Consider the following 26,605-nt stretch of genomic DNA (forward strand, 5'->3'; position numbering starts at 1 on the left):
TGCCACTGTGCCGAACCTTGACGCCGCCCCAGGGAAGCAGGGACCGATCACGGTCATGATCGTCGACGACCACGAGGTGGTCCGTCGCGGCATCGCCGAGGTGGTCGAGCGCACCGAGGGGATGACCGTTGTCGCAGAGGCGGGGTCCGTCGCCGACGGCGTGCGCCGTGCGACGCTCGTCCACCCGCAGGTCATGCTCGTCGACCTCCAGCTGCCTGACGGCACGGGGATCGACCTGCTGCACCAGGTGCACGAGAAGCAGCCGGGGGCGCGCGCCATCGTCCTGACGTCGTTCGACGACGACGACGCGGTCGCCGCCGCGCTCGAGGCGGGCGCCGCCGCCTACCTGCTCAAGTCCGTGCGCGGTGCCGAGATCACCGACGTCATCCGCGCCGTGGCCGCGGGCCGCACGCTGCTCGACGAGCGCACGGTCACCCGCCGTCGCGCGGGCCAGGACGACCCGACCGAGAACCTCACGCCCAGCGAGCTGCGCGTGCTCGACCTCATCGGCGAGGGCTTGTCGAACCGCGAGATCGCGGAGCGGCTCGGCGTCGCCGAGAAGACCGTGAAGAACCACATCACGTCGCTGCTCGCGAAGATGGGCCTGCAGCGGCGCACGCAGGTGGCCGCGTGGGTCGCGTCCCGCAAGCACTCGAGCTGGCGCGCCGAGCCCGGCCACTGACCTCTGCTCGGGTGCACGGTCCGGGAGGCGTAGTGGCATCTGCCGTCGAGGTGCGCCCTGGCGAGCGCCAGTAGTCGCTTGGCTCGCGGTGAGCGTGCGACTACGCCCGACTCCGATCCTCCGTTGCTCGAGGTCACATGCCGCTCGATTCAACGACCGCCGCAGGCCCGATGACCCCTCATACGGTTCGGGATTGATCGCCTAGGTAGAAGTGTCCCGCGTCAAGCAGCTGGCAGGTTCTCGGGTTCGGGAAAGTTGGGGATCAGGGGGTCGGCGAGGCCGTGGTGGACGTCGTGGGGTCGGTTCCAGGCGATGGCCTCGTGCGGGCGGACGGTGTTGTACTCGGTGCGGTAGTCCTCGGCGTGGGCGACGAGGTCCAGGACGTCGTCGATCTCTTCGAGGAACAGCCGTTCGTATTTCAGGGACCCGAAGCCGCGTTCGCGTGAGCCGTTCTGCCCTGGGGTGCGGACCCGGGTGCGCACGTGTCGCAGCTCGGGGTGGGCGGTGATGAACGCCTCGAACCGGAAGGACCGGAACGGGCCGCCGTTGTCGGTCACGATCGTGACCGCCGCGACCACGTTGCCGTCCTGGTCGCGGGCGCACGCCTCGATCAGCGGCTGACCGAACATGTTCTCGTAGTCGGCCAGGGCGAGCTCGATCGCTTCGATCGCGTCGTGCTGGTTCGCCGTCGGGGAGGTGTGCCAGGGGTGCTCGTACTTGCTCCAGTAGTCCCGGCACCCGGCGATGCGCCAGGTCCCGCCGGTCGTGGTCTCGAACTCGGAGAAGTCCAGCTGCCAGACCTGGTTCGGGCCCGTCGGGTCGGTCGCGAACGCGGCCTTGCGGCGCGCAGCGAGCTGACGGCGTTCACGCTGGTAGGCCGCGGGCAAGATCAGTGCCTCGTCGCGCAGCAGCCGCAGGACCGTGGCCTGGGAGACCCGGTGGCCGTCGTGGCGGCACATCGCCCAGACCTTGCGGTGACCCCACGCCGGATGCGCGAGCGCGTGCCGGCGGGCGGCTTCGCGCACGCTCTCGCGGGCCGGACGCGGCCACGGTCTGTTGGGCTGTGCCCCGGCACGGGCGCGGGACTGGTGACGGCGCCAGGTCCGCTCGGGCACACCGATCACGGCGCAGAACCTCGCGGTCGGCATGCCCGCCTCGCAGCGGATCACCTCGAGGTCCTCGAAGGGCCCAGGCGGCCCTCGGCGGACTTCTTCCACACCCGCAGTTCGACCGCGGCCTCACCCAGCGCCTGGGTCAGATCCGCGACCTCGGCCTCGAGTTGGGCCTCACGCGTCGAGGGACCCGACTTCCCAGCGGCCAGGCCGGTCTTGCCGGCCTCCAGGAACTGGCGCTTCCAGTTCCCGACCGACTGCTCGGACACCTTCGCCCTTGCGCGCGGCCTCCGCCACGGTCACCTCACCGGCCAGGACCGACAACACGATCCGGACCTTCTCCTCCGCCTGCATCACCAAGGGTCTCGCCATGATCGATCAGACTCCTTCACAGGTCAGGCCCGCTAACAACGGGCCCTGCCACTAAGTCTGACGCGCGACACGGGCACCTCGCCGGAAGGTTAGGAGACACGCCCTAGTCGCGGCGCCCTGGACTGAGCAGCCTGGCATCGATTGCCCAACGGGTTTGCGTTCCCGACGAGCTCTCTTTCATCGAGCCTTCATCGGACCTCGACCGCATCTTGGGGGTGCCCGGGGCAGCCTCAGGCCGTGGGCGCCGTCGGCGCCCGGCGCGAGAGGGAGCGGACCGATGCCGTGGTGCGTGGATCTGGGAGTCGGCGGCTGGCTGGTCCTCGCGTCGAGCCTGGCGGTGCTCGGCATGGCCGTGTGGGCGGTGACGCGACTGTTTCCCGCTGCACCAGAGCCGGACGCGGTGACGCTGCTCGACGCCCGGCTGGCCGCCGGGCAGATCGATGTGGACGCCTACCGCAGGCTTCACGCCGAGCTCGCCGGACCTGTGCCGGCGCGATCGGAAGGACTGCGATGAAGAGCCACCTCAAGGGAATGGTCGTCGCTGCTGCGGCGGTGCTGGTCGTGGCGCTGGCAGCGGGTGTGCGTCCTGGCGCGGCGTTGGCGGCTGCGCTGGCGTGCCCGCTGATGATGATCGCCATGATGGTGTGGATGCACCGCCGCGGCCACACCGGGCAGCCCCACCATGGCGCGCACGACGTCACGGCGGACGCGCCCGTGACGTCGCCGCCGCACAGCGCGGCGCCGGGAGCCCGCTGAGCTCAGCCGGGCGGCACCGGAAGCGTGACGGTGAACGATGCGCCGGCTCCCGGGCCGTCGCTCGTTGCGGTGATGGTGCCGCCGTGGGCCTCGGTGAGCGCTTTGCAGATCGCCAGGCCGATGCCCGATCCGCCGTGGGTACGGTCACGCGCGGTATCGGCCCGGTAGAAGCGCTCGAACAGGTGCGGCAGGTGCTCGGGCGCGATGCCGGCACCGGTGTCGGACACGTGCAGCGCCACGCGCTGGTAACCGCCGGTCGCACGGAGCGTGATCGTGCCTCCGGCCGGGGTGTGACGCAGTGCGTTGGCGACCAGGTTGTCCAGGACCTGGCCCATACGCTGGCGGTCGACACGGACGTGTCCCAGCTCGGGGTCGACCTGGACCCGCACGTCGACCCCGGCGGCGGTCGCGCGCTCCCGCCAGGTGCCGGTGGTCGCTGCAAGCAGTTCGTCTGGCGCGAGCGGTTCGAGCGTGAGTACGAGGTCACCGGCCTCGGCGCGGGTCACCGCGGCGAGGTCGCGTGCCAGCCGGGTCAGGCGCGCGGACTGGTCGCGCAGCACGGCCATTGTGGGCTCGTCCATCGGTTGCAGGCCGTCTTCCACGGCCTCGAGGTACCCGGCGATGGTGGCGACGGGGGTGCGGACCTCGTGGGCGACGTCGGCCAGGAGCCGGGCCCGCAGCCGCTCGGCCTCTTGCAGCCGCGCGGCCATGGCGTTGAACGACTCGGCGAGGTCGTCGAACTCCGCGCCCAGTCCTGCAGCCGGGACGCGGGACTCGTACCGACCGGCGCCCAGGCGCGCCGCAGCGGTGGCCACGGCCGCCAGAGACCGGCCGATGCGCCGCGCGAGCACGAGACTCACGGCAGTTGAGACCACAGCGGCGGCGCCCAGGGCCAGGGCCAGGGAGACGGCGCTCGCGTCGCGAAAGGCCCGCTCGGCGTGCATGACGGCGTCGTCGTGGTCCTCCAGGCCGGCGCGCACCATGTGCTCGTGGAACAGGCCTGGGCCCACGGCGGAGGCCACCAGCCACGCTGTCAGGGCTGCGGTCGCGAGCACGATGACGAGCGCGATGAGCAGGCGACCTGCAAGGCCCCACCGCGCTGCCGGCGGGATCGGCTTCACTCCCCGGTCCCGATCCGGTACCCGACACCTCGCACCGTGCGCACGAACCGTTGCTGTTCAGCACTGTCACCGAGCTTCTGGCGCACGTGCAGCACATGCACGTCGACGAGGTGCTCGTCACCGACCCAGTTGGCGCCCCAGACCTCCTCGATCAGGGCCCGGCGGCTGAACACCCGTCCGGGGCCTGAAGCGAGTGCGGCGAGGACGTCGAACTCGGTGCGCGTCAACGGCACCAGGCGGCCCTCGAGGTGCACCTCGCGGGCGTCCGTGTCGAGCCGTAGCGCCCCGATCTCCACAGCAGGGCGCGCCGCCGCTGCGACGGCGGGAGCGGGTCGGCGGGGTCGACGCAGCAGGACTGCGATCCGGGCCATGAGCTCACGCGGGCTGAAGGGCTTAGTCATGTAGTCGTCCGCACCGACCGACAGGCCGATGAGGGTGTCGACCTCCTCGGCGCGGGCGGTCAGCATGATCACGTAGCAGTCGGAGAACGTGCGCAGCTGACGGCACACCTCGACCCCGTCCAGTCCGGGAAGGCCCAGGTCCAGCACGACGACGTCCGGATCGACCTCGCGCAGCACCCCGACGGCCTGCGAACCGTCATGGGTCACGCTGACCTCGAACCCGTCCCGCTCGAGGTATCCGGCCACCAGCCGGGCCAAGGCTTGCTCGTCGTCGACGACGACCGCGCGCCGCGCTGTGGTCGTCGTGGTGTCTGGGGTGGGGGTCACCTGGCCATTGTCGGCTGCGGACGGACGCCGGTCGGGGACCTTCATCGAACCTTGATCCAAGGGCGACCGGTCCTTCGGTGCGACACGTCGACGCTCCACATGTACCGATCCGCGACCGCCTGCAGGAGAACCCGTGTCGACCATCGAGCCCGCCGACCCACCGGTCCTCGTCACCGTCGTCCATGCCCCGGCGTGCCATTTCTGCCACGACGCCGAGGAGGCCCTAGCCGCCCTGGCCGGTGATTTCCCGCTGGTGGTCCGCAGTGTCGGCATCGATACGGACGAGGGCCGGGCCCTGGTCGCCGAGCACCGCCCGCCGATGAACCCGCTGGTGCTGGTAGACGGGGAGTTCTTCTCCGCCGGGCGACTGCCGCGGAAGAAGCTCACCAAGGTCCTGCACAGCCGGCGCACGGCAGCGGTCGGGGCCTGAGATGGGCAGCGAGTTGCTGACGACCGGGAGCATCCTGGCGGCGTTCTTCGCCGGCGGGGTGGCCCTGTTCGCCCCGTGTTGCATCGTCTTCCTGGCGCCGTCCTACCTGGCCGGTGCGGTCAAGAACGCCCGGTGGCGGCTGCTGCCGCTGACCTTCGTCTTCGCGGCGGGCTTGGCCGTGGTGCTGGTGCCGATCACGCTGGGGATGAGCCTGCTCGCCGGCGCGATCGCCCGGTACCACGCTCCGCTGTACTGGGCCGGCGGCCTGCTGATGATCGCCCTGGCGGGCCTGGCCCTCTCGGGTCGGATGTGGTCGCTGCCGTCGTTCCTGCGTACTCCGGATACCACCGGTGGTGACACCGCGAGCTTCTTCTCCCTCGGGGTGTTCTCCGGGATCGCGTCCTCGTGCTGCGCCCCAGTCCTGGCCGGGGTGATGACCCTGTCGATTCTGTCCGGGTCTCCCATCGGGGGGCTGGCCCTGGGGTTGGCGTACGTGTTCGGCATGGTCTTCCCGCTGTTCGTGATCGCCCTGGTCTGGGACAAGGCGCGCCTCGGTGAGCGCAAGCTGTTCCAGGCCAGAACCGTCCGGCTGCGCGTCGCGGGCCGCACCCTGGTCACCAACACCCTCAACATCGCCGTCGCGGTCGGGTTCACGGTGATGGGCGTGTTCGTCATCGCCCTGGCCGGCAGCAAGGACATGACCGGCGGCTCGGCGTTCCAGGACGCCGCCAGCCGCACCCTGACCGACGTGTTCGCCGCCGTCCAGGACTTCCTGTCTCCGGTGCCCGAGCCCCTGCAGGGGTTGGCGCTGCTCGCGGTCGCCGCCGCGTTCATCTGGGCGACGCTCGTCGACCGGCGCCGGCCCGCTCGGTCGAAAAGCGCCGCCCCGGCCACGACCACGGCTGCTGCAGGGCCGAGCGACGGCGCAGCCGTGCCCGTCCCGTCCTGCCACGCCACCCCGACCACGGAAGAAGTGACCCGATGACCTCCGGAACCGCCACCCGCCGCCTCGCCGAACGCCAGCAGGCTCTGCAGGAGGTTCAGGCCGCGCAGGCGGGACAGGCGCGCCGCCGCCAGCGCATCAGCTGGGCCGCGTGGGGCGCCGGTCTGCTGATCGTGGCCACGCTGATCGCCGCCGCGTTGATCACCTCCCAGCCGACCACGTCCAGCGACGTGCGCGTCGCACCGGACTTCACGCTGCCCGCCTCGGACGGCTCGACCGTCTCGCTGGCGGACTTCCGCGGTGGACCGGTCGTCCTGTACTTCAACGAGGGCGCCGGCTGCGACTCATGCCTGCTGCAGATGGCCGAGATCGAGAAGGATCCAGCGTTCGCCGAGACCGGCATCACCGTGCTGCCGATCGTGATGAACACCGCCGAGCAGATCAACACCGATCGCCAACGCCTCGGCGTCCAGGCACCGTTCCTGCTTGACGACGGCACCGTCTCCGCCGCCTACGACACCCTCGGCAAGGGCATGCACGAAGGCCTCCCGGGGCACGGGTTCGTCCTGGTCGACGCCGACGGCAACCAGCTGTGGCACGGCAACTACCCGTCCATGTGGCTTGCCCCCGCCGACCTGCTCAAGGAGGTCACCAGCCGACTCTGACCATCACCGTTTGACCTGACGCGCGCGTCACCGACCTATGAAGGAGAGCCCGATGGGCTGCTGCCAGGACACCCCTACCTCGACGACCACGACCCAGAGCACGGCCACCACGACGAGCAACAGCTGCTGCGGCGGCGGCGCTCAGGGCGCGGACACCTGCTGCACGACCAGCACCTCGGCCTGATCCCCAACACCGATCCTGGGAAGGAACCACCCCTTGACGAGCACCACGCGCCGGCGCCTCGCCGCGACGACAGCAGCACTCGCCCTGGCGGCCACCCTGACCGCCTGCTCCACCGGCGACGAACCGACGCCCGAACCCCCCGCGGCGCAGGAGTCCTCGAGCAGCGAGGACGCCGAGGCGGCGACTGAGCACAACGCCGCCGACGTGGAGTTCGCGCAGATGATGATCGTCCACCACCAGGGAGCGCTTGAGATGGCTGAGCTCGCGGTCGAGCGGGCCTCCACCGACGAGGTGCGCGCACTGGCCGAGCGAATCGCCGCAGCGCAGGGCCCGGAGATCGAGCTCATGTCCGGCTGGCTGGAGACCTGGGACGAGGAGCTCCCCGCTGAGGCTGAGCACGGCGGCATGGACCACGGCGGGATGGAGATGGACGGCATGGACCAGGAGGAGGCGATGTCCACCCTGGCCGAGTTTGAAGGGGTCGCGTTCGACCGGAGGTTCCTCGAGCTCATGGTCGCCCACCACCGCGGCGCCGTCGAGATGGCCCAGGCCCAGATCGGCGAGGGCGCAGACCCCGACGCCCTGGCACTCGCCCGGACGATCAGGGACGACCAGAACATAGAGATCACCGAGATGGAGAACCTGCTGCGGTCCCTCTGAGCAGCCCGCAGCACGACCGGCAGGAGACCACCCCGCACGAAAAGGTGGCCTCCTGTCGCGTGCGTCTGCCACCGGCGCTGCGGCGAAGCGCTAGGTGCGGACGTACCGTCGCCCGGTGCCGAACTCCCCGTTTGACAAGGAAGAACCTGCCCGGCCTCACCGCGTGCAGTCTGTGTGCCGGAGAGACCCTGGGCGAAGCTGACACCGCCCCGGGTGGCCAGCTGCAGCGCCTGAGGCACCTGGCCGACTCCGGCGTGGCTCGCCTGACGACCGTCGACTGCCTCGACGCGTGCGATCGCGGCGACGTCGTGGTCGCTCGTCCGTCCGGTGCATGCCGCCGCACCGGCGCACGACCGGTGTGGTTCGAACGCCTCGCCGGGGATGAAGTCACCGGCGAGCTCGCGCGCTGGCTCCGGTGCGGCGGTCCGGGCGTCGCGCGACTGCCCGACCGACTCGTCGGCAACGTCATCCAGCGCTCTGACCCCGTGCCCGCCGGCCCTGCGGCGTAGCCGTCGGATTCACGGCCTGACGCGCGTTCGCCCTTGCGCGGCCGTCCGCCGGAGAGACCCTCATCGAACCTTCATGGCGGCGCCGTCCCTCTCACCGCGCGAACACGCGGCCCTGTGCATAGCGTCGAAAGGGTCCCCGCGGCGCACGAGCGATCGATGTGCCGCACGATCCGTAAATCAGGAGGCCGTCGTGAAGACCACGCAGATGCTCGACACCTACCCCGCGACCATCAACCTCGACCGCCAGCTGCTGGCTCGCGTCATCGAGTCCCTGGTCGCCTGCTCGCAGGCGTGTACCGCGTGCGCGGACGCGTGTCTGAGTGAGGAGATGGTCGCCGACCTGCGCAAGTGCATCCGGTCCAACCTCGACTGCGCCGACAGCTGCGCGGCCACGGCGCGGATCCTGTCCCGCCACACCGGCTATGACGCCAACATCACCCGGGCTCACCTCGAGGCCTGCATCGCCGCGTGCCGGGCCTGCGGCGACGAGTGCGAGCAGCACGCGGGCATGCACGAGCACTGCCGCATCTGCGCCGCGGCGTGCCGGGACTGCGAGGCCGCCTGCGCCGAGCTCCTCGCGGCCATCCGCTGAGCCCGTCCACGCGGTGCCGGCGGGCATCCCGCCCGCAGCACCCCGTGAGTCCGTCCGACACCCAGGCAGGTAGGAGCGAGACGAGGAGACGCAGCGATGTCCGTGCAGCGTGAGCACGATGGCGAGTCGATGAACGACGAGCACGACGGTGACGGCGCCCATCACGGGGGTGAGCGGCACGGCGGTGGGCAGGGCCATCAGATGAAGGGCATGTACCTGCGGTTCGCCGCCATGATCCTCACGGCCATGGTGGTCATGTACTGGGTGATGTTCGTCGGCTCGTGGGAGCTGGATCACGTCCGGTTCAGCCAGAGCCGGGTCTTCATGGCGGTCACCATGGGCGGCACGATGGGGCTGATCATGCTCGCCTGGATGCTGAACATGTACAAGAACGCGAAGGCGAACATCGCCGTGGTCGCCGTCAGCGTGCTGCTCCTTGCCGGCGGCGTCGCCCTCGACCGCAGCCAGGTCACGGTCGGCGACACCGCATTCATGCGCGCGATGATCCCGCACCACTCCCTGGCTATCACCCGCTCCGAGCGGGCCCAGATCGACGACGTCCGGGTGTGCGAGCTCGCCGTCGAGATCATCGAGGCTCAGCAGCGGGAGATCGCCGAGATGGACTGGCTCATCGAGGACATCGAGCGCAAGGGCATCGCAGCAACGGCGGCCGAGGCCGACGCGCGCCCCGTACCGGACTTCGAGGGCACCGCGCTGCGCTCGTGCCCGACCCCCTGACCTGACCCGCTCGGCGTCGAGGTGCCCCCGAGCCGGGAATACCGGCCATGAGCACGCCGTTGGCCGCTCACATACCCCCTGGGGGTATTTTTACGCAGATGACGGTGGAGCACGGGTCGAGGAGAAGAGCCATGAGCAACGCGCACCAGGGCCACGACGTGCACGGCGAACGACGCAGCAGCGCGAGCCAGCGGCACGAGCTGTCCGTCGAGGACACTGATCCGCTGGCTCACGACCGCCACGGTGGGCACGACGCCGGCCAGATGGAGCACGAGGGCCACCACATGCCCGCGCATGTGGATGGGCACGACGCCGAGCACCGGCCCTCCGCGAGCCACCATGGCGAGCAGATGGGCGCCGAGGGTGGCCACGGCGGGCACGGGGCACACGGCGGTGGTCACGGTGACCACGTCGCCCTGTTCCGGCGCCTGTTCTGGATCAACCTCGCGCTCGCCGTGCCGACGGTCCTGCTCAGCGGGATGTTCGCCGACCTGCTCGGCTATGCCCTCCCCGACGTCCCGGGGCTCACCTGGGTCGCGCCGGCCCTCGGCACCGTGATCTACCTGTGGGGCGGACGGCCGTTCCTCACCGGAGCGGTCGCTGAGTTCCGGGCCCGCAAGCCGGGGATGATGCTGCTCATCGGGATGGCGATCACCGTGGCGTTCGTCGCCTCCTGGGGCGCGACCCTCGGGGTGCTCTCGCACGAGCTGGACTTCTGGTGGGAGCTGGCCCTGCTGGTCGTGATCATGCTGCTCGGCCACTGGCTGGAGATGCGGTCCCTGGCGCAGACCTCCTCCGCTCTGGACTCCCTGGCGGCGCTGCTGCCGGACGAGGCGGAGAAGGTCGACGGCGACTCCGTCGTCACGGTCGCTCCGTCCTCGCTCGCCCTGGGGGACGTCGTCATCGTCCGCCCGGGCGGCCGGGTGCCGGCCGACGGGCAGGTCGTCGAGGGCGCTGCCGACGTCGACGAGTCGATGATCACGGGCGAGTCGCGGCCGGTGTTCCGGACCGTCGGCGACCAGGTCGTCGCGGGAACCGTCTCGACCGACAGCGCCCTGCGCGTGAGGGTCGACGCCGTCGGTGACTCGACCGTGCTGGCCGGGATCCGACGACTGGTCGCCCAGGCGCAGTCGTCCACGACGCGTGCGCAGCTGCTGGCCGACCGCGCCGCCGGGTGGCTGTTCTGGTTCGCCCTGATCGCCGCCGTCATCACGGTCGCGATCTGGAGCGCCGTCGGGACACCGGACTTCGCGATCATCCGCGCCATCACGGTGCTCGTCATCGCCTGCCCGCACGCCCTCGGGCTCGCCATCCCGCTGGTGGTGTCGATCTCCACCGAACGCGCTGCCCGGGGTGGCGTGCTGGTCAAGGACCGTGCCGCACTCGAGCGGATGCGCGTGGTCGACACCGTCCTGTTCGACAAGACCGGGACGCTCACCAAGGGCGAGCCCGCCGTGCACGATGTCGCGACGACCGGGATCGGTGACGACGAGCTCCTCGCGCTGGCCGCCGCCGCGGAAGCCGACAGCGAGCACCCGCTGGCACGTGCGATCACCGCCGCAGCAGACCATCGAGGGCTCACGGTGCCGCGCGCCGAGGACTTCCAGGCCTCGACGGCTGTCGGAGTCTCCGTCACCGTGGACGGACGCTGGGTCGCCGTCGGCGGCCCGAACCTCCTGGCCGAGCAGGGGCTCGATCCTCTGCCGGTGACCCAGCCCTGGTCCGACCGCGGACAGATCGTCCTGCACGTCGTGGTCGACGGCCGCGTGGCCGGAGCGCTAGGGCTCGCCGACGAGGTACGTCAGGAGTCCCGCGAGGCGACCGACGCCCTTCACGCCCTCGGCATCCGCGTAGTGATGATCACCGGTGACGCCGAGCCGGTGGCCAAGGCCGTGGGGACGGAACTCGGCATCGATCAGGTCTTCGCGGGCGTCCGCCCGGAGGACAAGAGCAGCACGGTGGCCTCCCTGCAGGGTGAGGGGCGGACCGTGGCGATGGTGGGTGACGGCGTCAACGACGCGCCCGCCCTCGCGCAGGCCGACGTCGGCGTCGCCATCGGTGCCGGCACGGACGTGGCCATCGCCTCGGCCGGGGTCATCCTCGCCTCCGACGACCCCCGGTCTGTCCTGTCCGTCATCCAGCTCTCCCGTGAGGGCTACCGGAAGATGAAGCAGAACCTGTGGTGGGCCGCCGGCTACAACATCGCCGCCGTGCCCCTCGCCGCCGGAGTCCTCGCGCCGGTGGGGTTCGTCCTGCCGATGGAGATCGGCGCGATCCTCATGTCCCTGTCCACGGTCGTCGTGGCCGCGAACGCCCAGCTCCTGCGGCGTCTTGACCTGAGCCCACAGGCCTCGACAGCCGCAGCACACGGGGCCCAGCGCGTCGGACCGCGGACAGCGGTGCCAGCTGCCTGAGCAGACGACCCCTTCATCGAATCTTCATCGCCGACGGGCCTTCGGTCGGCGGAGCCGCGCACGACGGTGAGCGAGGATCTTCACATGCGTTCTCGACTCCGCCTCGCCGCCGTCGTCGTTGCTGCCACCGCTGTGCTCGCCGGCTGCTCCGCCACCTCGGATGACGACGTCCTCGCCGACCTCGGGCTCGACGGCCTGACCGGTCAGGAGATCGTCACGCGACTCGACACCTCGACGGACAGCCGGCCGCTGAACTTTACGGCCTCCGTGCGCGAGGACGAGGTCCTCGTCGGCGACGGGACCGCCGAGGTCGCCGTGCCCCTCGACGAGGGCGAGTTCTACGTCTCGATCGCGCCGTACATCGAGACGACGCACGAGTGCTACTTCCACAGCCTCGCGACCTGCCAGGGCGAGTTGGTCGACGAACCGGTGGAGGTCACGATCACCGACGCCGACGGTGTTGTCCTCGTCGAGGAGAGCGCCACGACCTACTCCAACGGGTTCGTCGGCTACTGGCTCCCTGAAGACGTCGAGGGAACGATCGAGATCACTCAGGGCGACCTGAGCGGCAACGTTCCGTTCAGCACGACCGAGGGCAGCCCGACCTGTGTGACCACCCTCCAACTCACCTGATCGACACGGCCGCTCCGAGCGGGCTCGGCCTCCGGTCGCCGTCGACGCACAGAAGCCGGGGGTGTTGCTCAGCTCCGCGGCATTGGGCCGAGGTTGGCCGCAGCAACCACAGGTCCGAGTCGCGGGCGACAGTGCACCGCTGCGGTGCGGTCATGACCCCGCGCTGTCGAAGAATCACCCCAGCTCCCGGACGGAACTCCCGGCCGGGCACCGCCACTTAGCCTCGGCAGAAGCCCGCCATCTTCCGCTGGAAGTCACACCGCCGAACGGGAGCCGGCGCACCGAAACTCACCACCGAAACCGAGCCGCACCGAAACCGCCTGTGGACCGTTTTTGGTTGGTCCGGTAGACTGGTGCACTGCCCAGGAGAGGGGACCCGCGCCGTGGCTACAAAGTTCGACGTTGAGGAGCGCTGGCCTGAGTTGTTTGCGCAGCTCGACAGCGCGCAGCGCCGCGCGGTCGTGCAGTCGCTCGCCAGTGCGTGGCACGAGGGCTGGGAGCCCAACCGTGAGGACGTCGCGGACCTGATCGACGAGGCGCGCGGTGCGATCACGTTCGAGGAGTACCAGCGGCGGTCGGTCGCGAAGGCCGAGCGTGCCATCTCGCGCGAGCGTGCTGCTCTGTAGGTGGCTACCCGGTTCGACTCCTGGGAGTCCTACTTCTACCCCGAGACCTATGACCCGCGGACCGGCCAGGGTGTCATGCGCAACCTGCGTGAGTGGCGCAGCGCGGAGGCGCTGAGCAGTTACGAGTACCGCATGACGGGTGCGCGTCAGCGGCAGCTCCTTGCCCGGCCGGACCTCGTGTCGCACACGTTCGACGCCGACCACGTGCGAGCGATTCACCAGCACCTGTTCCAGGACGTCTACGAGTGGGCCGGACAGTTCCGCGGCGTGAACATGGCCAAGGGCTCCGGACGTGGATTCGGAGACGTCAAGACCGGCGAGATCGACCGGTACCTCAGCGACGTGCACCGGCTGGTCGAGAGCACCGCATGGGAGCGGCTGGACCGCGAGCAGTTCGGGGAGCGGACAGCGACCGTGTTCGCCTATCTGAACCAGGCTCATCCGTTCCGGGAGGGCAACGGGCGCACGTCGAAGGTGTTAATGGAGCACGTCGCTGCGCGATCGAGGTTCGCCCTCGACTTCGACCGCGTGTCACCTCTCGAGTGGAACCAGGCCTCGGAGTTCACCCGCCCGGACCTGCTCGCCTACGACCCGGTGCCGGACTCGCTCGTACCGGTGTTCCGACACATCGCGGTCGAGCGCCCGGCAGCGCCAGCACCCGCCGTCGACGCCGCCGCACAAGTGCGCTCGCTGCTCAGCGCGAGCTACCCGCGACCGGCTACCCCGGGACCCAGCACGGCCGCGCAGAGCACCACGGAGCGGCCCCGTCGCACCGGTCTGGGTCTGCCGGGGCAGGGCTACACCACGGGACGAGGGGAGGGCCGATGAGCAACGTCGTCGGCTACGCGCGCGTGTCACGTCACGACCAGGACCCGGCCGCGCAGGAGGCCGAGCTGCGCGCCGCCGGCGCGGTGCGGGTGTTCGTCGACCAGGGCGAGTCCAGCCGGGTGAGGGACCGCCCGCAGTGGCTCGCGTGCCTGGACTACCTGCGCGCCGGGGACACCTTGCTCGTGCGCCGGCTCGATCGGATCGCCGGCAGCGAGAAGATGGCCATCGAGACCATCAACGAGTTGCACGAGCGCGGCGTCAACATCAAGTCGTTGACGGAGCCGGACATCGACACCACGACCCCGATGGGCCGCGCCCTGTTCGGGATCGTGGCGGTGTTCGCGCAGCTGCGCGTCGACACCATCCGCGACAACACCCGCCGCGGCCTGGCGCACGCCCGCGCGCAGGGCCGGGTCGGCGGCCGGCCGTCGGTGATGACCCCCGAGCGCACCGCGGCCGCGGCGCGGATGCACGAGCAGGGTCAGAGCATCGCGCACATCGCCCGCGTGCTCGGCGTGGGCGCGTCCAGCGTCTCGCGCGCACTGGCGAAGGCCGAGGAGACGACGACCGTCTGACCGGACAGCGCCGGATCAACACGGTCGCCCGGATGATCCCCTCAGAGGTACTGGCGCAGCCAGTCGGGCATGCTCGAATCGTCGAGGTCCCACGACTCCACGACTTCCTCATCGTGATGCCAGGTGCTCTCGTCGCCATCGAAGAACTTCTGTCGGTGGCACTTGTACTTGACGACGCTGTTGCCTTCCAGCCGGTACTCGTTCCAGTAGTAGTTCTGCTTGCCGTGCCCCTGCCACTCGTTGGTCGTGTAGATCGTCACGCCGGAGGCCTCCTCTGGTCCTTGTCCACCGGCAGAGCATCGCGCACATCGCACGGGTGCTCGGCGTCGGTGCGTCCAGCGTGTCGCGGGCGCTGGCCAAGGCCGACGAGGCGACGTCGGTCTGAGGCCGGCCCCGGCACTTCCCCCGTCCCCCGATAGCGGCCAGCCAACGCACGAGAGCCCCCCGTCAAGGGTGCGGCGTAGACGCATCACGGAGTGACGCGCAGCGCTCTTGATGGGGGGCTCTCGTGCGGATCAAGGCTGCGGGGGAGCGGGGTGCCTCGCGCCCACCCAGGCCGTGCACGGGCCGCACGCGCTCGTCGCGAGCCGGTCTACGGACGGTGACGGTGCGGCCGGTGTGCGGGCGGTCAGCCGGGGTCCCGCTGTCCACCTGTGGGCGGCCGGAGCCGCGGAGCGGTGTTGTCGACGACGCGCTGAGACTGACCCCCTGACGACGGATCGGGACTGACCCCCTCCGGGACTCTGGAGGGGTGATTGCACTGGAAGGTTGGGCTGAGATCCGTCGGCTGCATCGGGCCGAAGGGGTCCCGATCAAGGAGATCGCGCGTCGGCTCGGGCTGGCGCGCAACACGGTCCGAGCAGCGTTACGGGCCGAGGCGCCGCCCTCGCGCGAGCGCGGTCCGCGGGGTTCGGCCGTCGACGCGGTCGAGCCGCAGATCCGGGCGTTGCTGGCGGAGTTCCCGCGGATGCCTGCGACGGTGATCGCGGAGCGGATCGGGTGGACGCGGTCGCTGACGGTCCTGAAGGACCGGGTCCGTGAGCTGCGGCCGTTGTTCGTGCCGCCCGACCCGGCCGACCGGGTCGAGTACGACCCCGGCGAGGTCGCCCAGTGCGACCGGTGGTTCCCGCCGCAGCCGATCCCCGTGGGCGGCGGGCAGGAGCGGGTGCTGCCGGTGCTGGCGATGACGTGCGGGTACTCACGCGTCACGGGCGCGGTGATGATCGCCTCGCGCAAGGCCGGGGACATCCTGGCCGGGATGTGGCAGATCGTCGCGGGGTGGGACGCCTGTCCTCGGACGCTGGTCTGGGACCGGGAGGCCGCGATCGGCGGGACCGGGCGGCCCACGTCGAGGCGACCAGTTTCGCGGGGACGATCGGGGTCCGGCTCAAGCTCGCTCCGTCGCGAGATCCGGAGTTCAAGGGCCTGGTCGAGCGTCGCAACGGGTTCTTCGAGACCTCGTTCCTGCCCGGGCGCACGTTCACCTCGCCGGTGGACTTCACCGAGCAGATCAGCGGCTGGCTGGCGACGCGCGCGAACACGCGGGTGCTGCGTTCGATCGGGTCGGTGACGCCCACGGACCGCTGGGCGGCCGACCGGGCGGCGATGGTCGCCCTGCCGCCGGTCGCACCGTCGATCGGGCTCACGCACCGGGTCCGGCTCGGGCGGGACTGGTCGCACGAGGAGTACCTGGCCGCGGTCCTGGAACGCCAGGTCGCCGACCGGGAGTCGGCCGGCACGACGATGCGGATCCGCACCGCGCACTTCCCGGCGATCAAGACGTTGGAGGACTTCAACCTCGAGCACCTGCCCTCGCTGCGCAAGGACGTGCTCGCGCACCTGGCCACCGCGACGTTCGTGCCCAAGGCGGAGAACGTGATCCTGCTCGGCCCGCCCGGACTCGGCAAGACCCACCTCGCGATCGGGCTGGGCATCAAGGCCGCGCAGTCCGGCAACAGCGTGCTGTTCGACACCGCGACGAACTGGATCGACCGCCTCGCCCGCCCCACCACGCCAGCGCGCTGGAGGCCGAACTGAAGAAGATCCGCCGCTACAAGCTGATCATCATCGACGAGGTCGGCTACATCCCGTTCGACACCGACGCCGCGAACCTGTTCTTCCAGCTCGTCGCGTCCCGCTACGAGACCGGCTCCATCCTCGTCACCAGCAACCTGCCCTTCGGGCGCTGGGGCGAGGTCTTCGGCGACGAGGTCGTCGCCGCCGCGATGATCGACCGACTCGTCCACCACGCCGAGGTCCTCACCCTCGCGGGCGAGTCCTACCGCACCCGGGCCCGCCGCGAACTGCTCGCCAAGGACCGCGACAAGTAGCACGAACCGACCCCCCGGGGGGTCAATCCCAATCCGTCGCTACGGGGTCAGTTCCAGTCCGTCGTTGACACCAACAGGCCATCCGCAGCGGGACCATGACGAGATCGGTCGGCCGGGACGACATCGCGTGCCAGCCCACGATCTTCTGGGCGAACACGTCCACGACGAACGACACGTAGACGAACCCGGCCCAGGTGCGCACGTAGGTGAAGTCGGCCACCCAGACCCGGTTCGGTGCGCCCGCACGAAAGTCCCGGTTGAGCAGGTCACCGGCCCGGGCCCCGTCCTTGGCGGGGATCGTGGTGCGGTGCATCCGGCCGCGGCGCAACCCGTTCCAGCCGTGCTCACGCATCAGCCGGTCGACCGTGCAGTGCGCCACTGCCAGGCCGCGGCGACGCAGCAGCGCGGTCGTCTTGCGTCGCCCGTAGAGCGACTCCGGGGTCGGTCGGACGTGCTCGTCGATCCGTGACGAGCGGATCGCGTCGACCACGACCGCGTCCGACACCGTCCGCGCTGCCGGCGACAGCCTGGACCAGGACCGGTACGTCCTCGCGGCGACCTGCACGCCCTGCTCACGCAGGACGGCGCAGATCGTCTCGACCGCGAAGCCCTTGCCCCTCATGGAGTCGATGAACCCCATGATCAGCGGTTTCGGGAGTCGAGCTCTCCCGCGAAGAAAATGGAAGCCGCGCGCAGGATCGCGTTCGCCTCCGCCAGCCGCTTGTTCTCCGCCTTGAGCCGGCGGATCTCCTCGGACTCCGCCGTGCTGACACCGGGCCGGGCGCCGTCGTCGATGTCGGCCTGCGCGACCCAGCGACGCAGCGACTCCCGCGCGATCCCCAGCTGGGCACCGACCGCGACCGACGCCGCCGTCACCGACCCGTAGTCCACAGGTGCTCACGCACCATCCGCACCGCCCGAGCCTTGACCTCGGGGTCGTACTTCTTAGGCATCTCGCCATCCTTCATCACAAGGAAGCGGCCGAGAAGCCGTGACGGTTCAAGGTGTACGGGTGCCAATAAGGCGCAGCTCCACCCACCTCGGAGGCGGTGCTCGGCGCGGCGCACGAGGTGGCCGACTTCGCGGTCCACGCCTGGATCAGGCGGCGCAGCTCGTCGTACTGGAAGCACTGGTTGTCCCAGGGCAGGGCCGCCTTGCCGATCTTCGCGGTGGGCTGGTCCTTCGCGCTGATGACGTTGCCCGCGTCGTCGTACGCGCAGCGCATCGCCAGATCGGTACCGGTGACCTGCTCACGGTCGAGCGCCCTTGACCGGGCAACCGCCCGGGCGCGGTCCTGCCAGCCCGCCACGACCCGCTCGGGCACGCCGATCAGGCAGCAGAACCTCGCGTTCGCCATGCCCGCCTCGACGCGGACCTCACGCCGGGATCTCCAGGTGCGGGTCAGCCGAGGGGGGCCTGCCAGCTCAGGAGGGTGCCGCGGCCGCCGGGTGCGGTGCCGAGGGTGAACGTGCCGCCGTGCTGGCGGGCGCGGGAGGCGAGGTTGCCGGTGCCGGAGCGGCGGCTGCGCGTCGTGGGCAGGCCCAGGCCGTCGTCCTCGACGTCGACCCGCACCGAGCCGAGCGGCCCCTGACCCGACACGTCCACGCGGACGGACACGGACGACGCGTGCGCGTGCCGCGCGGCGTTGGCGAGCCCCTCACGCACGACCGCGACGACGTCGTCGGTCAGCTCCGTGCCGACGCGCTCGTCGAGGCGGTCCTCGTCGAGCCCGTCGTCGGACAGGGGTGCGCCGTCGAGTTGGACGACGAGCGAGGGGGCGAAGCCGAGGCCGGTGCGGGCGAGGGATGCCTCGCGGCGCAGACGTTCGACGAGGCCGGTGGCGGCGTCGGGGTCGCGCAGGGCGTGGACGATCTTGCGGATCTCGCGCACGGAGGAGTCGACGTTGTCGAGCGCCTCCTCGACGATCGAGGTGAGCTCCGACGGGTCGACGCCGCGGGCGGCGCGGCGGCGCACGGTCTCGAGCTGCATACCGGTCGCGAAGAGCTGCTGGATCGCCATGTCGTGCAGGTCACGCGCGATGCGCTCACGCTCGTCGAGCAGCGCGGCGATGTCCTGCGCGTGCCGGGCCTCGGCGAGGACGAACGCGAGGGCCGCCTGGGAGGCGAACGACTCGGCGGTGGCGAGGTCGCTCTCCTCGAACGGCAGCGACCCGACGCGCCGCAGCAGGATCAGCACCCCGACCCCGCGGCCCGAGGTCTGCAGCGGCGCGAACATCGCGGGGCCGAACGCGCGCATCTGCTCGACCTTGACGTTGCGTGACGCGGACAGCGAGGGCGTCAGCAGACCCCGACCCTCGGTCATGACGGTCCAGGCACGCCCGTGCTCGGGCATCTGCACGCCGACCAGGCGGTCGGCGTCGTGCCCGTCGGCGAGCTCGATCATGAGCCGGCCACCCACGCCGGGCAGCGCGAGTGCGGCCGTGTCCGCCCCGGCGACGGCGCGCGCCGTGGCGGCGATGTGCGCGAGCGCGTCCTCCTCGTCGATGCCCTCGAGCAGCATCGTCGTGATCTCCTGGCCCGCGCGCAGCCAGTGCTCGCGGCGGCCGGACTCGGCGTAGAGCTGGGCGTTCGCGACCGCGACGCCGGTCGCGGCGGCAAGCGCGATCACGGTCTGCTCGTCGGACTCCGTGAACCCGCCCGGCTTCTCGGACAGGTACAGCTGGCCGAACACGTGGTCACCCAGCCGGACGGACGCGCCGAGGAAGGAGCCCATCGGCGGGTGGTTGGCGGGCCAGCCCTGGAACGCGGGGTGGTCGGTGAGGTCGTCGAGGCGCAGCGCGCCGAGGACCGGGATCTGGCCGAGGACGCCGCGCGCGTGCGGGGCGTGCCGCATCATCCGGGCGATCGCGGTGGGCACGCCCGTGTAGACGAACGTGGTGGAGGCGCCGTTGTCGTCGAGCACGTTGATCGCGCCGTACCGGGCTCCCGTGAGCTCCGCGCTGACCTGCACGAACCGGTTGAGGACGGCGGGCAGCTCGAGCTCGGAGGCGACCGCGAGGATCGCGTCGAGCAGGTCGGTGAGCGCGTCGCCGGTGAGCGGGACGGGCGGAGCCTGCGAGTCGGACATGACGCCGCCGGTGAACGGCTGTCCGGCGACCGGGACCAGACCGTCCTCGCCGCGGCCGCCGCGGCGGTGGGCCGGGCCCGGGTTGTCGTCGCTCATCGCTGGTCCTGGAGCTCGTGCTGCACGGCCTCACGGTAGCCGTCGTCGTGCGCGAGCAGGTGCGCATGCGTACCGCGCGCCGCGACCCGGCCGTCCGCGATGCGGATCACCTCGTCCGCGACCTCCAGCCCGGTCAGGCGGTGCGTCACGACGAGCACGCCCCGGTCGTGCTGCGCGCGCAGGACGTGCAGCACGTCGTCGGCACCCGCACCGTCGAGGTGCTCCGTCGGCTCGTCGAGCAGGAGGAACGGCGTGCCGGTCAGCAGCGCGCGCGCGAGCAGCAGGCGGCGGCGCTCGCCGCCGGACAGGGTGCGACCGTCCGGCCCGAGCGGTGTGGCGAGGCCGTCCGGGAGGTCCGCGAGCCAGGGTCCGAGCCCGACGGCGGCCAGCGCCGCGCTCGCCTCGTCGGGTGTCACGTCGCCGCGCGCGACGCGCAGGTTCTCCAGCAGCGTCGTGCCGAACACGTGGGCGTCCTCGGCGGTGAGGGACGTCGAGCGGCCCGGCACCGGCGCCGTGGCGACGCCGGAGGTCGAACCGTCCACGTCCACGTCGCCGGCGTGCGGTGCGAGCAGGCCGGCGAGCGTGAGCAGGAGCGTCGTCTTGCCCGTCCCGGAGGGACCGACGACGGCGACGAGGCGCCCGACGCGCAGGTCGAGGTCCAGGGACAGCAGGTCGGGTCCGCCCGGCCAGCCGACGACGAGGTCGCGTGCGGCCAGACGCGTCGCGCGCGTGCCGGCGGCCTGCGCGGTGCCGGCCGGTGCGGTATCGGCCGACGCGGTGCCGTCCGGTGCGGTGCCGGCCGCGTCGAGCAGAGCGAGGATACGCGCGGCCGCCGCGCGCGAACGGTGCACCTGGACCGCGGCCTGGGGGAGGACCGACGTCGCCTCGAACGCGGCGAGCGGGGTCAGCACGACGACCGCGAGGAGCACCGGGGCGAGCCCGCCGTCACCGACCGCCGGGATGCCGGTGACGAGGGCCGCGAGCACCGCCAGCCCCGTGGCGAGCTGGCCGAGCCCGGCCGCCAGGGCGGAGGGTCCGGCACCCGCGTCCACCGCGGCACGCGCGCGGGCGTCGGCCTCACGCAGCGCGGCGAGGCGCTGCGGGACACGACCCGCGACGGTGAGCGGCCCGGCGTCGTCGAGCAGCGCGAGGGCCTCGGCGGTGACGTCGGCGCGGGCCCGGGCGCCGAGCCGTTCCGACGTGCGGGCGCCGCGGTCGGCGAGCCACGGTGCGACCACCCCCGCGAGCACCAGGCAGGCGCCGAGCGCGAGGCCGGCGGGCGGCCAGATCATCGTCATGGCCGCGGTGGTCGCGACGCCGAGGGTCGCCGCGACCGCGGCGGGCAGGAGGCCGCGCACGACGAGGTCGCCGACGTCGTCGACGTCCGCCCCGACCCGGGCGAGCAGGTCGCCGCGTCGCACGGCGAGCACCGCGCCCGGCTGCCCGGACGCGAGCCGTTCGTAGAGCGAGGTCCGCAGCCGGCTCATGCCGGACAGCGCCAGGTCGTGCGAGACGAGCCGCTCCACGTACCGCAGCACGCCGCGCCCGACGCCGAACGCACGCACACCGACCGTCGCGACCGACAAGGTCAGCACGGGCGGCATCTGGGAGGCGCGGGCGATGAGCCACGCGGAGACGGCGGCGAGCGCGACCGCGCAGCCGAGCGCGAGCGTGCCGAGCAGGACCGCGAACGCGAACCGTCGGCGGTCGACCTCGAGCAGCGCGACGGCCCGGCGCAGCGTGCCGCGCGCGGGGGAGTCGCGCAGCTCCACCACGCGCGGGGCTGTGGGGCGGGTCGCCGTCACGGCGTCACCCGCTCGCCCGCGAGCACCACGAGGTCGTCCGCGCACGCGAGGAGCGCGGGCCGGTGCGCGACGAGCAGCACGGTGCGTCCGGCGTCGCGCAGCGCCGCGACGGTGCGGAGCACCACGCGCTCGCTCGCGTCGTCGAGGTGCGCGGTGGGCTCGTCGAGCACGACGAGCGGTGCCGCCACGACGAGCGCGCGCGTGAGCGCCGCACGCTGCGCCTGACCGACGGACAGGCCGTGCCCGCCCCGGCCGACGCGGGTCGCCCAGCCCTCGGGGAGCTCGTCGACCACGACGTCGAGCCCCGTCACGGCCGCGGCGGCGGCGCGCTGCTCGTCGTCGCCGCCCACGACCTGTGCGAGCGTGCCGGGCTCCAGCACGGGACGCTGGGGCAGCCACGAGACCTGCCGCCGGAAGTCGGCGAGGTCGACCGTGCCCGGGGCGTCGGCGGCGACGACGACCGCGTCCTCGCCGAGCACCACGCGGCCCTCGTCGGGCGGCAGGAGGCCGAGCAGCACCTCGACGGCGGTGGACTTGCCCGACCCGGGCGGCCCGGCGAGTGCGGTCACCCGGCCGGGGGTCAGCACGACGCTCAGGTCGTCGGGCGTGGCGCCGCGGGCCGTGCGCACGGTGACGTGCTCGAGCCGCACGACGGTGCGGCTCAGGTCGGGTGCCGGCCCGGTGGCGGCCGCGGCGACGGGCAGCGGCTCCTCGAGCAGCGCGAACGCGGCCTCGGCGGCGGCGACGCCGTCGGTCGAGGCGTGGAACTGCGCACCCACGGCCCGCAGCGGGGCGAGCACCTCGGGCGCGAGGACGAGCACCGCGAGGCCGGTCACCAGGTCGAGGTGGCCGTGCACGAGCCGCAGCCCGACGCCGACCGCGACGAGCGCGACCGACAACGTCGCCAGCAGCTCGAGCACCATGCCCGACAGGAACGCGATCCGCAGCGTGCCCATCGTCGCCCGCCGGTGCGCGTCGCCGAGCGCCTGGACGCGCGCGCCTGGGCCGCGCTCGCGCCCGAGCGCCCGCAGCGTCGACAGCCCCGCGACGAGGTCGAGGACCTGCGCCGAGAGCCGCTGCATGGCCGCGAGGCCCCGCTGCGAGCGGCCCTGCGTCAGCACGCCCACGAGCCACATGAACAGCGGGACGAGGGGGAGCACGGCGGCGAGGATCGCCGCGGACACCCACTCCAGCCCGAGCACCACGAGCAGCGTCGCGGGTGTGACCGTCGCCGCGAGCACGAGCTGCGGCAGGTAGCGCACGAAGTACGGCTCGAGGTCGTCGAGCCCGCGCGTCGCGAGAGCGACGACCTCGGGTGCGCGGCCGTCGCCGAGCCGTCGCGGTCCCAGCGCGGTGGCGTGCGCGACGACGCGCTCGCGCAGCTCGGCCACCGCGCGCGCCGCGGCCCGGTGCGCGTACCGCTCCTGCACCACGGTGACGAGCACGCGCAGGGCGACGACGAGCACGAGCCAGCCGACGAGCGGGGCGAGCGCGTCCCACGCGCCCGCCCCGAGGTCCACGCCGTCGGACACGGCCCGCCCGAGCGCGTGTGCCAGCAGGAGTGCCTGCGCGACGACCAGGGCGGCGGTCACGAAACCGAGCGCGACGGTCAGGGCGACGTACCACCGCGCTGCGCGGGCGTGGCGCAGCAGGCGCGGGTCGAGCGGTCTCACCCCTCGATCGTGCCCGATCCCGCGGAGTCCGTCGGACCGGCGTGCGCCTCGACCGGACGCTCGAAGCGCAGGCCCGCGGGCGCGGGGAGGTGCTCGGTCGTCAGACGCTTGCGGAACACCCAGTACGTCCAGCCCTGGTAGAGCAGGACGAGCGGGGTGAGGATCACCGCGACCCACGTCATCACCGTGAGCGTGTAGCTCGTCGACGACGCGTTCTCGACCGTGAGCGAGTTCGCCGGGTCGAACGCGGGCATGACGTCCGGGAAGAGCGAGCCGAAGATCAGCACCACGGCGGCGACGATCGCGACGGCGGACGCGACGAACGCCCGGCCCTCGCGGCGCGCGCGGGTCGCGAGCACCAGGAGGACGAGCGCGACGGCGGCGACGGCGACCGCGGCCCACGTCCAGCCCTCGTCGGAGTAGGACAGCTGCAGCCACACGGCCCACACGCCCGCCGCGACGAGCGTCGCGACCGACGAGCGCGCGGCGAAGGCGCCGGCCCGCGTGCGGATGTCGCCGTCGGACTTCAGCGCCAGGAACACGGCGCCGTGCGTCAGGAAGATCAGGGCGGTCACCACGCCGCCGAGCAGCGCGAACGGGTTGAGCAGCGCGAAGAACCCGCCCACGTACTGGTGGTCGGCGTCGAGCTCCACCCCGCGCACGATGTTCGCGAACGCCACACCCCACAGGACGGACGGCAGCCACGAGCCGAAGATCAGCGCGCGGTCGGCCCAGGCACGCCAGCGGTCGTCGTCGATCTTGCCGCGCCACTCGAACGCCACGACGCGCACGATGAGCGCGACGAGGATGAGGAACAGCGGCAGGTAGAACCCGCTGAACAGCGTCGCGTACCACTCGGGGAACGCCGCGAACGTCGCTCCGCCCGCGGTGAGCAGCCATACCTCGTTGCCGTCCCACACCGGGCCGATCGTGTTGATCATGACGCGTCGCTCGCGCTCCTTGTCGCCCTTCTTGGGCAGGAGGCCGAGCAGCATGCCGACACCGAAGTCGAACCCCTCGAGCACGAGGTAGCCGGTCCACAGGACCGCGATGAGGACGAACCAGACGGTCGTGAGCTCCATGGTGATGTCTCCGTCTCGCGGCTCAGTAGGCGAAGGACAGGGTCGAGTCGTCGTCGGAGCCGTCGCCCCCGGCGGCGGCGCGCGCCTCGGGGCTCGGGTCCTTCTCGCTGGCGGCGACGCCCTCGACCGCGTAGCGGTGCATGAGGCGGTACCAGACCACGGCGAGCACGCCGTACAGGAGCGTGAAGCCGATCAGCGAGATCCAGATCGTCGTGGGGCTCGTGACGACCGAGACGCCCCGCGCGGTCAGCAGCCACACGCCGTCGACGCCCGAGGAGTTCGGGTTCGGGGCGACCACCCACGGCTGCCGGCCCATCTCGGTGAAGATCCAGCCGAACGACGAGGCCAGGAACGGCGTGGCGATCGCGGCGATGCCCAGCGTGCCGAACCACGGCTTGTCCGTGACCGCGCCCTTCTTGCGCAGCAGCCACAGAGCGGCGAGCGACAGGGCCGCCGAACCGACGCCGAAGCCGATCATGAGGCGGAACGACCAGTAGGTGATCGCGAGGTTCGGGTAGAAGCGCGTGTCGTCGTCGAACGTGGGGGCGACGCCGTTGGCCTCCTCCCAGTCGCGGATCCACTGCGCGTAGTAGTCCTGCAGCTCGTCGACGCCACGGACCCGGGAGTCGAAGTCGCCGGTCGCGAGGAACGAGGTCAGGCCCGGGATCTCGATGAGGTGCTTGACGCCCGCGCAGTCGTTGGTGAGGTCGCCGATCGCGAGGATCGAGAACGACGCGCCGTCCGCCGACTCGCACAGGCCCTCGGCGGCGGCCATCTTCGCCGGCTGCTGGTCGAACATCAGCTTGGCCTGCGAGTCGCCCGAGATCGCGACGCCCGCGCCGCCGACGAGCATCGCGACGAGACCGAGGATCACGGCCGGTCGGTACACGTCACGCGCCGTGGCGGCGTCGCCCGAGCGGACCTTCTTCACCATCCACCAGGCGGCGATGCCGGCGACGAACGTGCCCGCGGTCAGGAGCGCGGCGGTGATCGTGTGCGGGAACGCGGCGAGCACCGTCGGGTTCGTGAGCACCGCGCCGATGTCGTTCATCTCGGCGCGACCGGTCTCGAAGTTGTACGTGATGCCCACGGGGTGCTGCATCCACGAGTTGGCCGCGAGGATGAAGTACGCCGACAGGTTCGTCGCGATCGCGACCGCCCAGATGCACGCGAGGTGGATCTTCTTGGGCAGCTTGTCCCAGCCGAAGATCCACAGCCCGAGGAACGTCGACTCGACGAAGAACGCGGCGAGCGCCTCCATGGCGAGCGGCGCCCCGAACACGTCCCCGACGAAGCGCGAGTACTCGCTCCACGCCATGCCGAACTGGAACTCCTGCACGATGCCGGTGGCGACGCCGATCGCGAAGTTGATCAGCAGGAGCTTGCCGAAGAACTTGGTCAGTCGCAGCCAGCGCTCGTTGCCCGTGCGGTACCAGATCGTCTGCATGATCGCGACGAGCGGCGACAGGCCGATCGTCAGCGGCACGAAGATGAAGTGGTAGACGGTCGTGATGCCGAACTGCCAGCGGGCCAGGTCGAGGGCGTCCACGTGTTCTCCGGAAGGCGTGCGGGCGGCGTGGGATCGGGCGTGAACCCACCTGGGCGAAACGCTAGGACGGCGCTGTCGACGGTCCCGGGACCAAGGTCCCGGGACCTGACGTCGTGTCGTGAACCGCCGGGGCGCCGGGACGCGCCCCGGCGGCCGTGCTGTGCGATACTGACCGCGGTCCGACGAGCGCCCACACCGCGAGGCGGACCCGTGAGCTCGCACCCAGTGCGCTGCGCGCGCCAGCCGCCGCTGCACCGTCGAGAGGCCACCCGGCCCGGACGGACGAGGCAGGCGATGGTGCGCGCCGGCCCGGTGTGCGGCCGCGACCACCGACTTCCGCCGCCACGCGCCGCGCGGGCGACGACCGACCGACCGAGGACCGCCACACGTGTGGAGGGTGGTTCGCGGTACCCAG

Annotated in this window: 27 protein-coding genes and 2 pseudogenes; 16 read left to right on the forward strand and 13 right to left on the reverse strand. The window is 71.7% G+C overall.

Features of this window, described 5'->3' with window-relative positions; all coding sequences use genetic code 11:
• Positions 1-55 precede the first annotated feature (55 nt).
• Positions 56-682 (forward strand): response regulator, encoded by a 627-nt coding sequence (locus ACT17Q_RS05900; protein WP_094180452.1) that lies wholly within the window; start codon positions 56-58, stop codon positions 680-682.
• Between the two features lie 221 nt (positions 683-903).
• Here the strand turns inward: ACT17Q_RS05900 and ACT17Q_RS05905 are convergent, their stop codons facing one another.
• Positions 904-1,641, reverse strand: a complete 738-nt coding sequence (locus ACT17Q_RS05905; protein ID WP_444665095.1) for a transposase — start codon at positions 1,639-1,641, stop codon at positions 904-906.
• A gap of 206 nt (positions 1,642-1,847) precedes the next feature.
• The gene (locus tag ACT17Q_RS05910) at positions 1,848-2,063 is read right to left on the reverse strand and encodes a helix-turn-helix domain-containing protein (RefSeq protein ID WP_444665096.1); all 216 of its coding nucleotides are present in this window, start codon (positions 2,061-2,063) and stop codon (positions 1,848-1,850) included.
• A gap of 392 nt (positions 2,064-2,455) precedes the next feature.
• Between ACT17Q_RS05910 and ACT17Q_RS05915 the strand changes: the two genes are divergently transcribed.
• Both ACT17Q_RS05915 and ACT17Q_RS05920 read left to right on the forward strand, forming a co-directional pair.
• Positions 2,456-2,680 carry a hypothetical protein gene (locus ACT17Q_RS05915; RefSeq protein ID WP_444665097.1) on the forward strand — a complete coding sequence of 75 codons (225 nt, stop codon included), beginning with the start codon at positions 2,456-2,458 and terminating at the stop codon, positions 2,678-2,680.
• Positions 2,677-2,922 (forward strand): hypothetical protein, encoded by a 246-nt coding sequence (locus ACT17Q_RS05920; RefSeq protein WP_094180449.1) that lies wholly within the window; start codon positions 2,677-2,679, stop codon positions 2,920-2,922. The genes ACT17Q_RS05915 and ACT17Q_RS05920 overlap by 4 nt, the downstream gene beginning before the upstream one ends.
• A 2-nt stretch (positions 2,923-2,924) precedes the next feature.
• Here the strand turns inward: ACT17Q_RS05920 and ACT17Q_RS05925 are convergent, their stop codons facing one another.
• Both ACT17Q_RS05925 and ACT17Q_RS05930 read right to left on the reverse strand, forming a co-directional pair.
• Entirely contained in the window at positions 2,925-4,034 is a 1,110-nt protein-coding gene (locus ACT17Q_RS05925) for a sensor histidine kinase (RefSeq protein WP_444665364.1), read from the reverse strand.
• A 5-nt stretch (positions 4,035-4,039) separates the two neighbouring features.
• Positions 4,040-4,816 carry a response regulator gene (locus ACT17Q_RS05930; RefSeq protein WP_444665098.1) on the reverse strand — a complete coding sequence of 259 codons (777 nt, stop codon included), beginning with the start codon at positions 4,814-4,816 and terminating at the stop codon, positions 4,040-4,042.
• Between the two features lie 88 nt (positions 4,817-4,904).
• Between ACT17Q_RS05930 and ACT17Q_RS05935 the strand changes: the two genes are divergently transcribed.
• The 11 genes from ACT17Q_RS05935 to ACT17Q_RS05985 all read left to right on the forward strand — a co-directional run bounded on the left by ACT17Q_RS05935 (position 4,905) and on the right by ACT17Q_RS05985 (position 14,568).
• Positions 4,905-5,201, forward strand: a complete 297-nt coding sequence (locus ACT17Q_RS05935) for a hypothetical protein (protein ID WP_013115605.1) — start codon at positions 4,905-4,907, stop codon at positions 5,199-5,201.
• Position 5,202: 1 nt separating this feature from the next.
• The gene (locus tag ACT17Q_RS05940; protein WP_444665099.1) at positions 5,203-6,186 is read left to right on the forward strand and encodes a cytochrome c biogenesis CcdA family protein; all 984 of its coding nucleotides are present in this window, start codon (positions 5,203-5,205) and stop codon (positions 6,184-6,186) included.
• Entirely contained in the window at positions 6,183-6,809 is a 627-nt protein-coding gene (locus tag ACT17Q_RS05945) for a peroxiredoxin family protein (RefSeq protein ID WP_013115607.1), read from the forward strand. Before ACT17Q_RS05940 ends, ACT17Q_RS05945 begins: the two co-directional genes overlap by 4 nt.
• Before the next feature lie 217 nt (positions 6,810-7,026).
• Entirely contained in the window at positions 7,027-7,653 is a 627-nt protein-coding gene (locus ACT17Q_RS05950; protein WP_013115608.1) for a DUF305 domain-containing protein, read from the forward strand.
• 699 nt (positions 7,654-8,352) lie between these two features.
• The gene (locus ACT17Q_RS05955) at positions 8,353-8,754 is read left to right on the forward strand and encodes a four-helix bundle copper-binding protein (RefSeq protein WP_444665100.1); all 402 of its coding nucleotides are present in this window, start codon (positions 8,353-8,355) and stop codon (positions 8,752-8,754) included.
• A 96-nt stretch (positions 8,755-8,850) separates the two neighbouring features.
• A complete protein-coding gene (locus ACT17Q_RS05960) occupies positions 8,851-9,492 on the forward strand; it encodes a DUF305 domain-containing protein (protein ID WP_444665101.1) in 642 nt (213 codons plus the stop codon).
• Between the two features lie 131 nt (positions 9,493-9,623).
• On the forward strand, positions 9,624-11,906 hold the full coding sequence (locus ACT17Q_RS05965; RefSeq protein ID WP_444665102.1) for a heavy metal translocating P-type ATPase: 2,283 nt from the start codon (positions 9,624-9,626) through the stop codon (positions 11,904-11,906).
• A 132-nt stretch (positions 11,907-12,038) separates the two neighbouring features.
• Complete coding sequence (locus ACT17Q_RS05970) at positions 12,039-12,539, forward strand: CueP family metal-binding protein (RefSeq protein WP_444665103.1); 501 nt, start codon at positions 12,039-12,041, stop codon at positions 12,537-12,539.
• A gap of 422 nt (positions 12,540-12,961) precedes the next feature.
• Positions 12,962-13,165 carry a hypothetical protein gene (locus tag ACT17Q_RS05975; RefSeq protein WP_243860739.1) on the forward strand — a complete coding sequence of 68 codons (204 nt, stop codon included), beginning with the start codon at positions 12,962-12,964 and terminating at the stop codon, positions 13,163-13,165.
• Positions 13,166-13,993: a Fic/DOC family protein gene (locus tag ACT17Q_RS05980; protein WP_444665104.1), complete on the forward strand. Its 828-nt coding sequence runs from the start codon at positions 13,166-13,168 to the stop codon at positions 13,991-13,993.
• Positions 13,990-14,568 (forward strand): recombinase family protein, encoded by a 579-nt coding sequence (locus tag ACT17Q_RS05985; protein ID WP_094180440.1) that lies wholly within the window; start codon positions 13,990-13,992, stop codon positions 14,566-14,568. The genes ACT17Q_RS05980 and ACT17Q_RS05985 overlap by 4 nt, the downstream gene beginning before the upstream one ends.
• A 41-nt stretch (positions 14,569-14,609) precedes the next feature.
• Here the strand turns inward: ACT17Q_RS05985 and ACT17Q_RS05990 are convergent, their stop codons facing one another.
• Complete coding sequence (locus ACT17Q_RS05990) at positions 14,610-14,828, reverse strand: hypothetical protein (RefSeq protein WP_094180439.1); 219 nt, start codon at positions 14,826-14,828, stop codon at positions 14,610-14,612.
• A 491-nt stretch (positions 14,829-15,319) separates the two neighbouring features.
• Here ACT17Q_RS05990 and istA point away from each other — a divergent pair.
• Positions 15,320-16,242, forward strand: a pseudogene (gene istA / locus ACT17Q_RS05995) (IS21 family transposase); the annotation flags it as partial.
• Positions 16,240-16,898: pseudogene (gene istB, locus ACT17Q_RS06000) on the forward strand (IS21-like element helper ATPase IstB); the annotation flags it as partial. The pseudogenes istA and istB, both read left to right, overlap by 3 nt.
• A 22-nt stretch (positions 16,899-16,920) precedes the next feature.
• On the opposite strand, the gene ACT17Q_RS06005 reads toward istB, so the two are convergent.
• The 8 genes from ACT17Q_RS06005 to ACT17Q_RS06040 form a co-directional block, all read right to left on the reverse strand.
• A complete protein-coding gene (locus ACT17Q_RS06005) occupies positions 16,921-17,538 on the reverse strand; it encodes an IS3 family transposase (protein ID WP_444665105.1) in 618 nt (205 codons plus the stop codon).
• A 2-nt stretch (positions 17,539-17,540) separates the two neighbouring features.
• Positions 17,541-17,789 carry a transposase gene (locus ACT17Q_RS06010; protein WP_444665106.1) on the reverse strand — a complete coding sequence of 83 codons (249 nt, stop codon included), beginning with the start codon at positions 17,787-17,789 and terminating at the stop codon, positions 17,541-17,543.
• A 76-nt stretch (positions 17,790-17,865) separates the two neighbouring features.
• On the reverse strand, positions 17,866-18,255 hold the full coding sequence (locus ACT17Q_RS06015; protein ID WP_094180435.1) for a hypothetical protein: 390 nt from the start codon (positions 18,253-18,255) through the stop codon (positions 17,866-17,868).
• Positions 18,256-18,299: 44 nt separating this feature from the next.
• Complete coding sequence (locus tag ACT17Q_RS06020; RefSeq protein ID WP_094180434.1) at positions 18,300-20,081, reverse strand: GAF domain-containing sensor histidine kinase; 1,782 nt, start codon at positions 20,079-20,081, stop codon at positions 18,300-18,302.
• Positions 20,078-21,886: a thiol reductant ABC exporter subunit CydC gene (gene cydC, locus ACT17Q_RS06025; RefSeq protein WP_444665107.1), complete on the reverse strand. Its 1,809-nt coding sequence runs from the start codon at positions 21,884-21,886 to the stop codon at positions 20,078-20,080. Before cydC ends, ACT17Q_RS06020 begins: the two co-directional genes overlap by 4 nt.
• Positions 21,883-23,559: a thiol reductant ABC exporter subunit CydD gene (cydD, locus tag ACT17Q_RS06030; protein ID WP_444665108.1), complete on the reverse strand. Its 1,677-nt coding sequence runs from the start codon at positions 23,557-23,559 to the stop codon at positions 21,883-21,885. The genes cydC and cydD overlap by 4 nt, the downstream gene beginning before the upstream one ends.
• Positions 23,556-24,641: a cytochrome d ubiquinol oxidase subunit II gene (cydB, locus tag ACT17Q_RS06035; RefSeq protein WP_094180432.1), complete on the reverse strand. Its 1,086-nt coding sequence runs from the start codon at positions 24,639-24,641 to the stop codon at positions 23,556-23,558. Before cydB ends, cydD begins: the two co-directional genes overlap by 4 nt.
• Before the next feature lie 22 nt (positions 24,642-24,663).
• A complete protein-coding gene (locus ACT17Q_RS06040) occupies positions 24,664-26,190 on the reverse strand; it encodes a cytochrome ubiquinol oxidase subunit I (protein ID WP_444665109.1) in 1,527 nt (508 codons plus the stop codon).
• Positions 26,191-26,605 lie beyond the last annotated feature (415 nt).

The sequence above is a fragment of the Cellulomonas sp. CW35 genome, from assembly GCF_052378485.1.
Lineage (GTDB): Bacteria > Actinomycetota > Actinomycetes > Actinomycetales > Cellulomonadaceae > Cellulomonas > Cellulomonas uda.

What these genes read in the sequence shown, in the direction of transcription:
- ACT17Q_RS05900 (WP_094180452.1), top strand. Translation starts at nt 56, where the DNA reads ATGATCGTCGACGACCACGAGGTGGTCCGTCGCGGCATCGCCGAGGTG.
- ACT17Q_RS05905 (WP_444665095.1), bottom strand. Translation starts at nt 1,641, where the DNA reads ATGTGCCGCCACGACGGCCACCGGGTCTCCCAGGCCACGGTCCTGCGG.
- ACT17Q_RS05920 (WP_094180449.1), top strand. Translation starts at nt 2,677, where the DNA reads ATGAAGAGCCACCTCAAGGGAATGGTCGTCGCTGCTGCGGCGGTGCTG.
- ACT17Q_RS05930 (WP_444665098.1), bottom strand. Translation starts at nt 4,816, where the DNA reads ATGAAGGTCCCCGACCGGCGTCCGTCCGCAGCCGACAATGGCCAGGTG.
- ACT17Q_RS05940 (WP_444665099.1), top strand. Translation starts at nt 5,203, where the DNA reads ATGGGCAGCGAGTTGCTGACGACCGGGAGCATCCTGGCGGCGTTCTTC.
- ACT17Q_RS05945 (WP_013115607.1), top strand. Translation starts at nt 6,183, where the DNA reads ATGACCTCCGGAACCGCCACCCGCCGCCTCGCCGAACGCCAGCAGGCT.
- ACT17Q_RS05960 (WP_444665101.1), top strand. Translation starts at nt 8,851, where the DNA reads ATGTCCGTGCAGCGTGAGCACGATGGCGAGTCGATGAACGACGAGCAC.
- ACT17Q_RS05965 (WP_444665102.1), top strand. Translation starts at nt 9,624, where the DNA reads ATGAGCAACGCGCACCAGGGCCACGACGTGCACGGCGAACGACGCAGC.
- ACT17Q_RS05985 (WP_094180440.1), top strand. Translation starts at nt 13,990, where the DNA reads ATGAGCAACGTCGTCGGCTACGCGCGCGTGTCACGTCACGACCAGGAC.
- ACT17Q_RS06005 (WP_444665105.1), bottom strand. Translation starts at nt 17,538, where the DNA reads ATGGGGTTCATCGACTCCATGAGGGGCAAGGGCTTCGCGGTCGAGACG.
- ACT17Q_RS06015 (WP_094180435.1), bottom strand. Translation starts at nt 18,255, where the DNA reads ATGGCGAACGCGAGGTTCTGCTGCCTGATCGGCGTGCCCGAGCGGGTC.
- ACT17Q_RS06020 (WP_094180434.1), bottom strand. Translation starts at nt 20,081, where the DNA reads ATGAGCGACGACAACCCGGGCCCGGCCCACCGCCGCGGCGGCCGCGGC.
- cydB (WP_094180432.1), bottom strand. Translation starts at nt 24,641, where the DNA reads ATGGAGCTCACGACCGTCTGGTTCGTCCTCATCGCGGTCCTGTGGACC.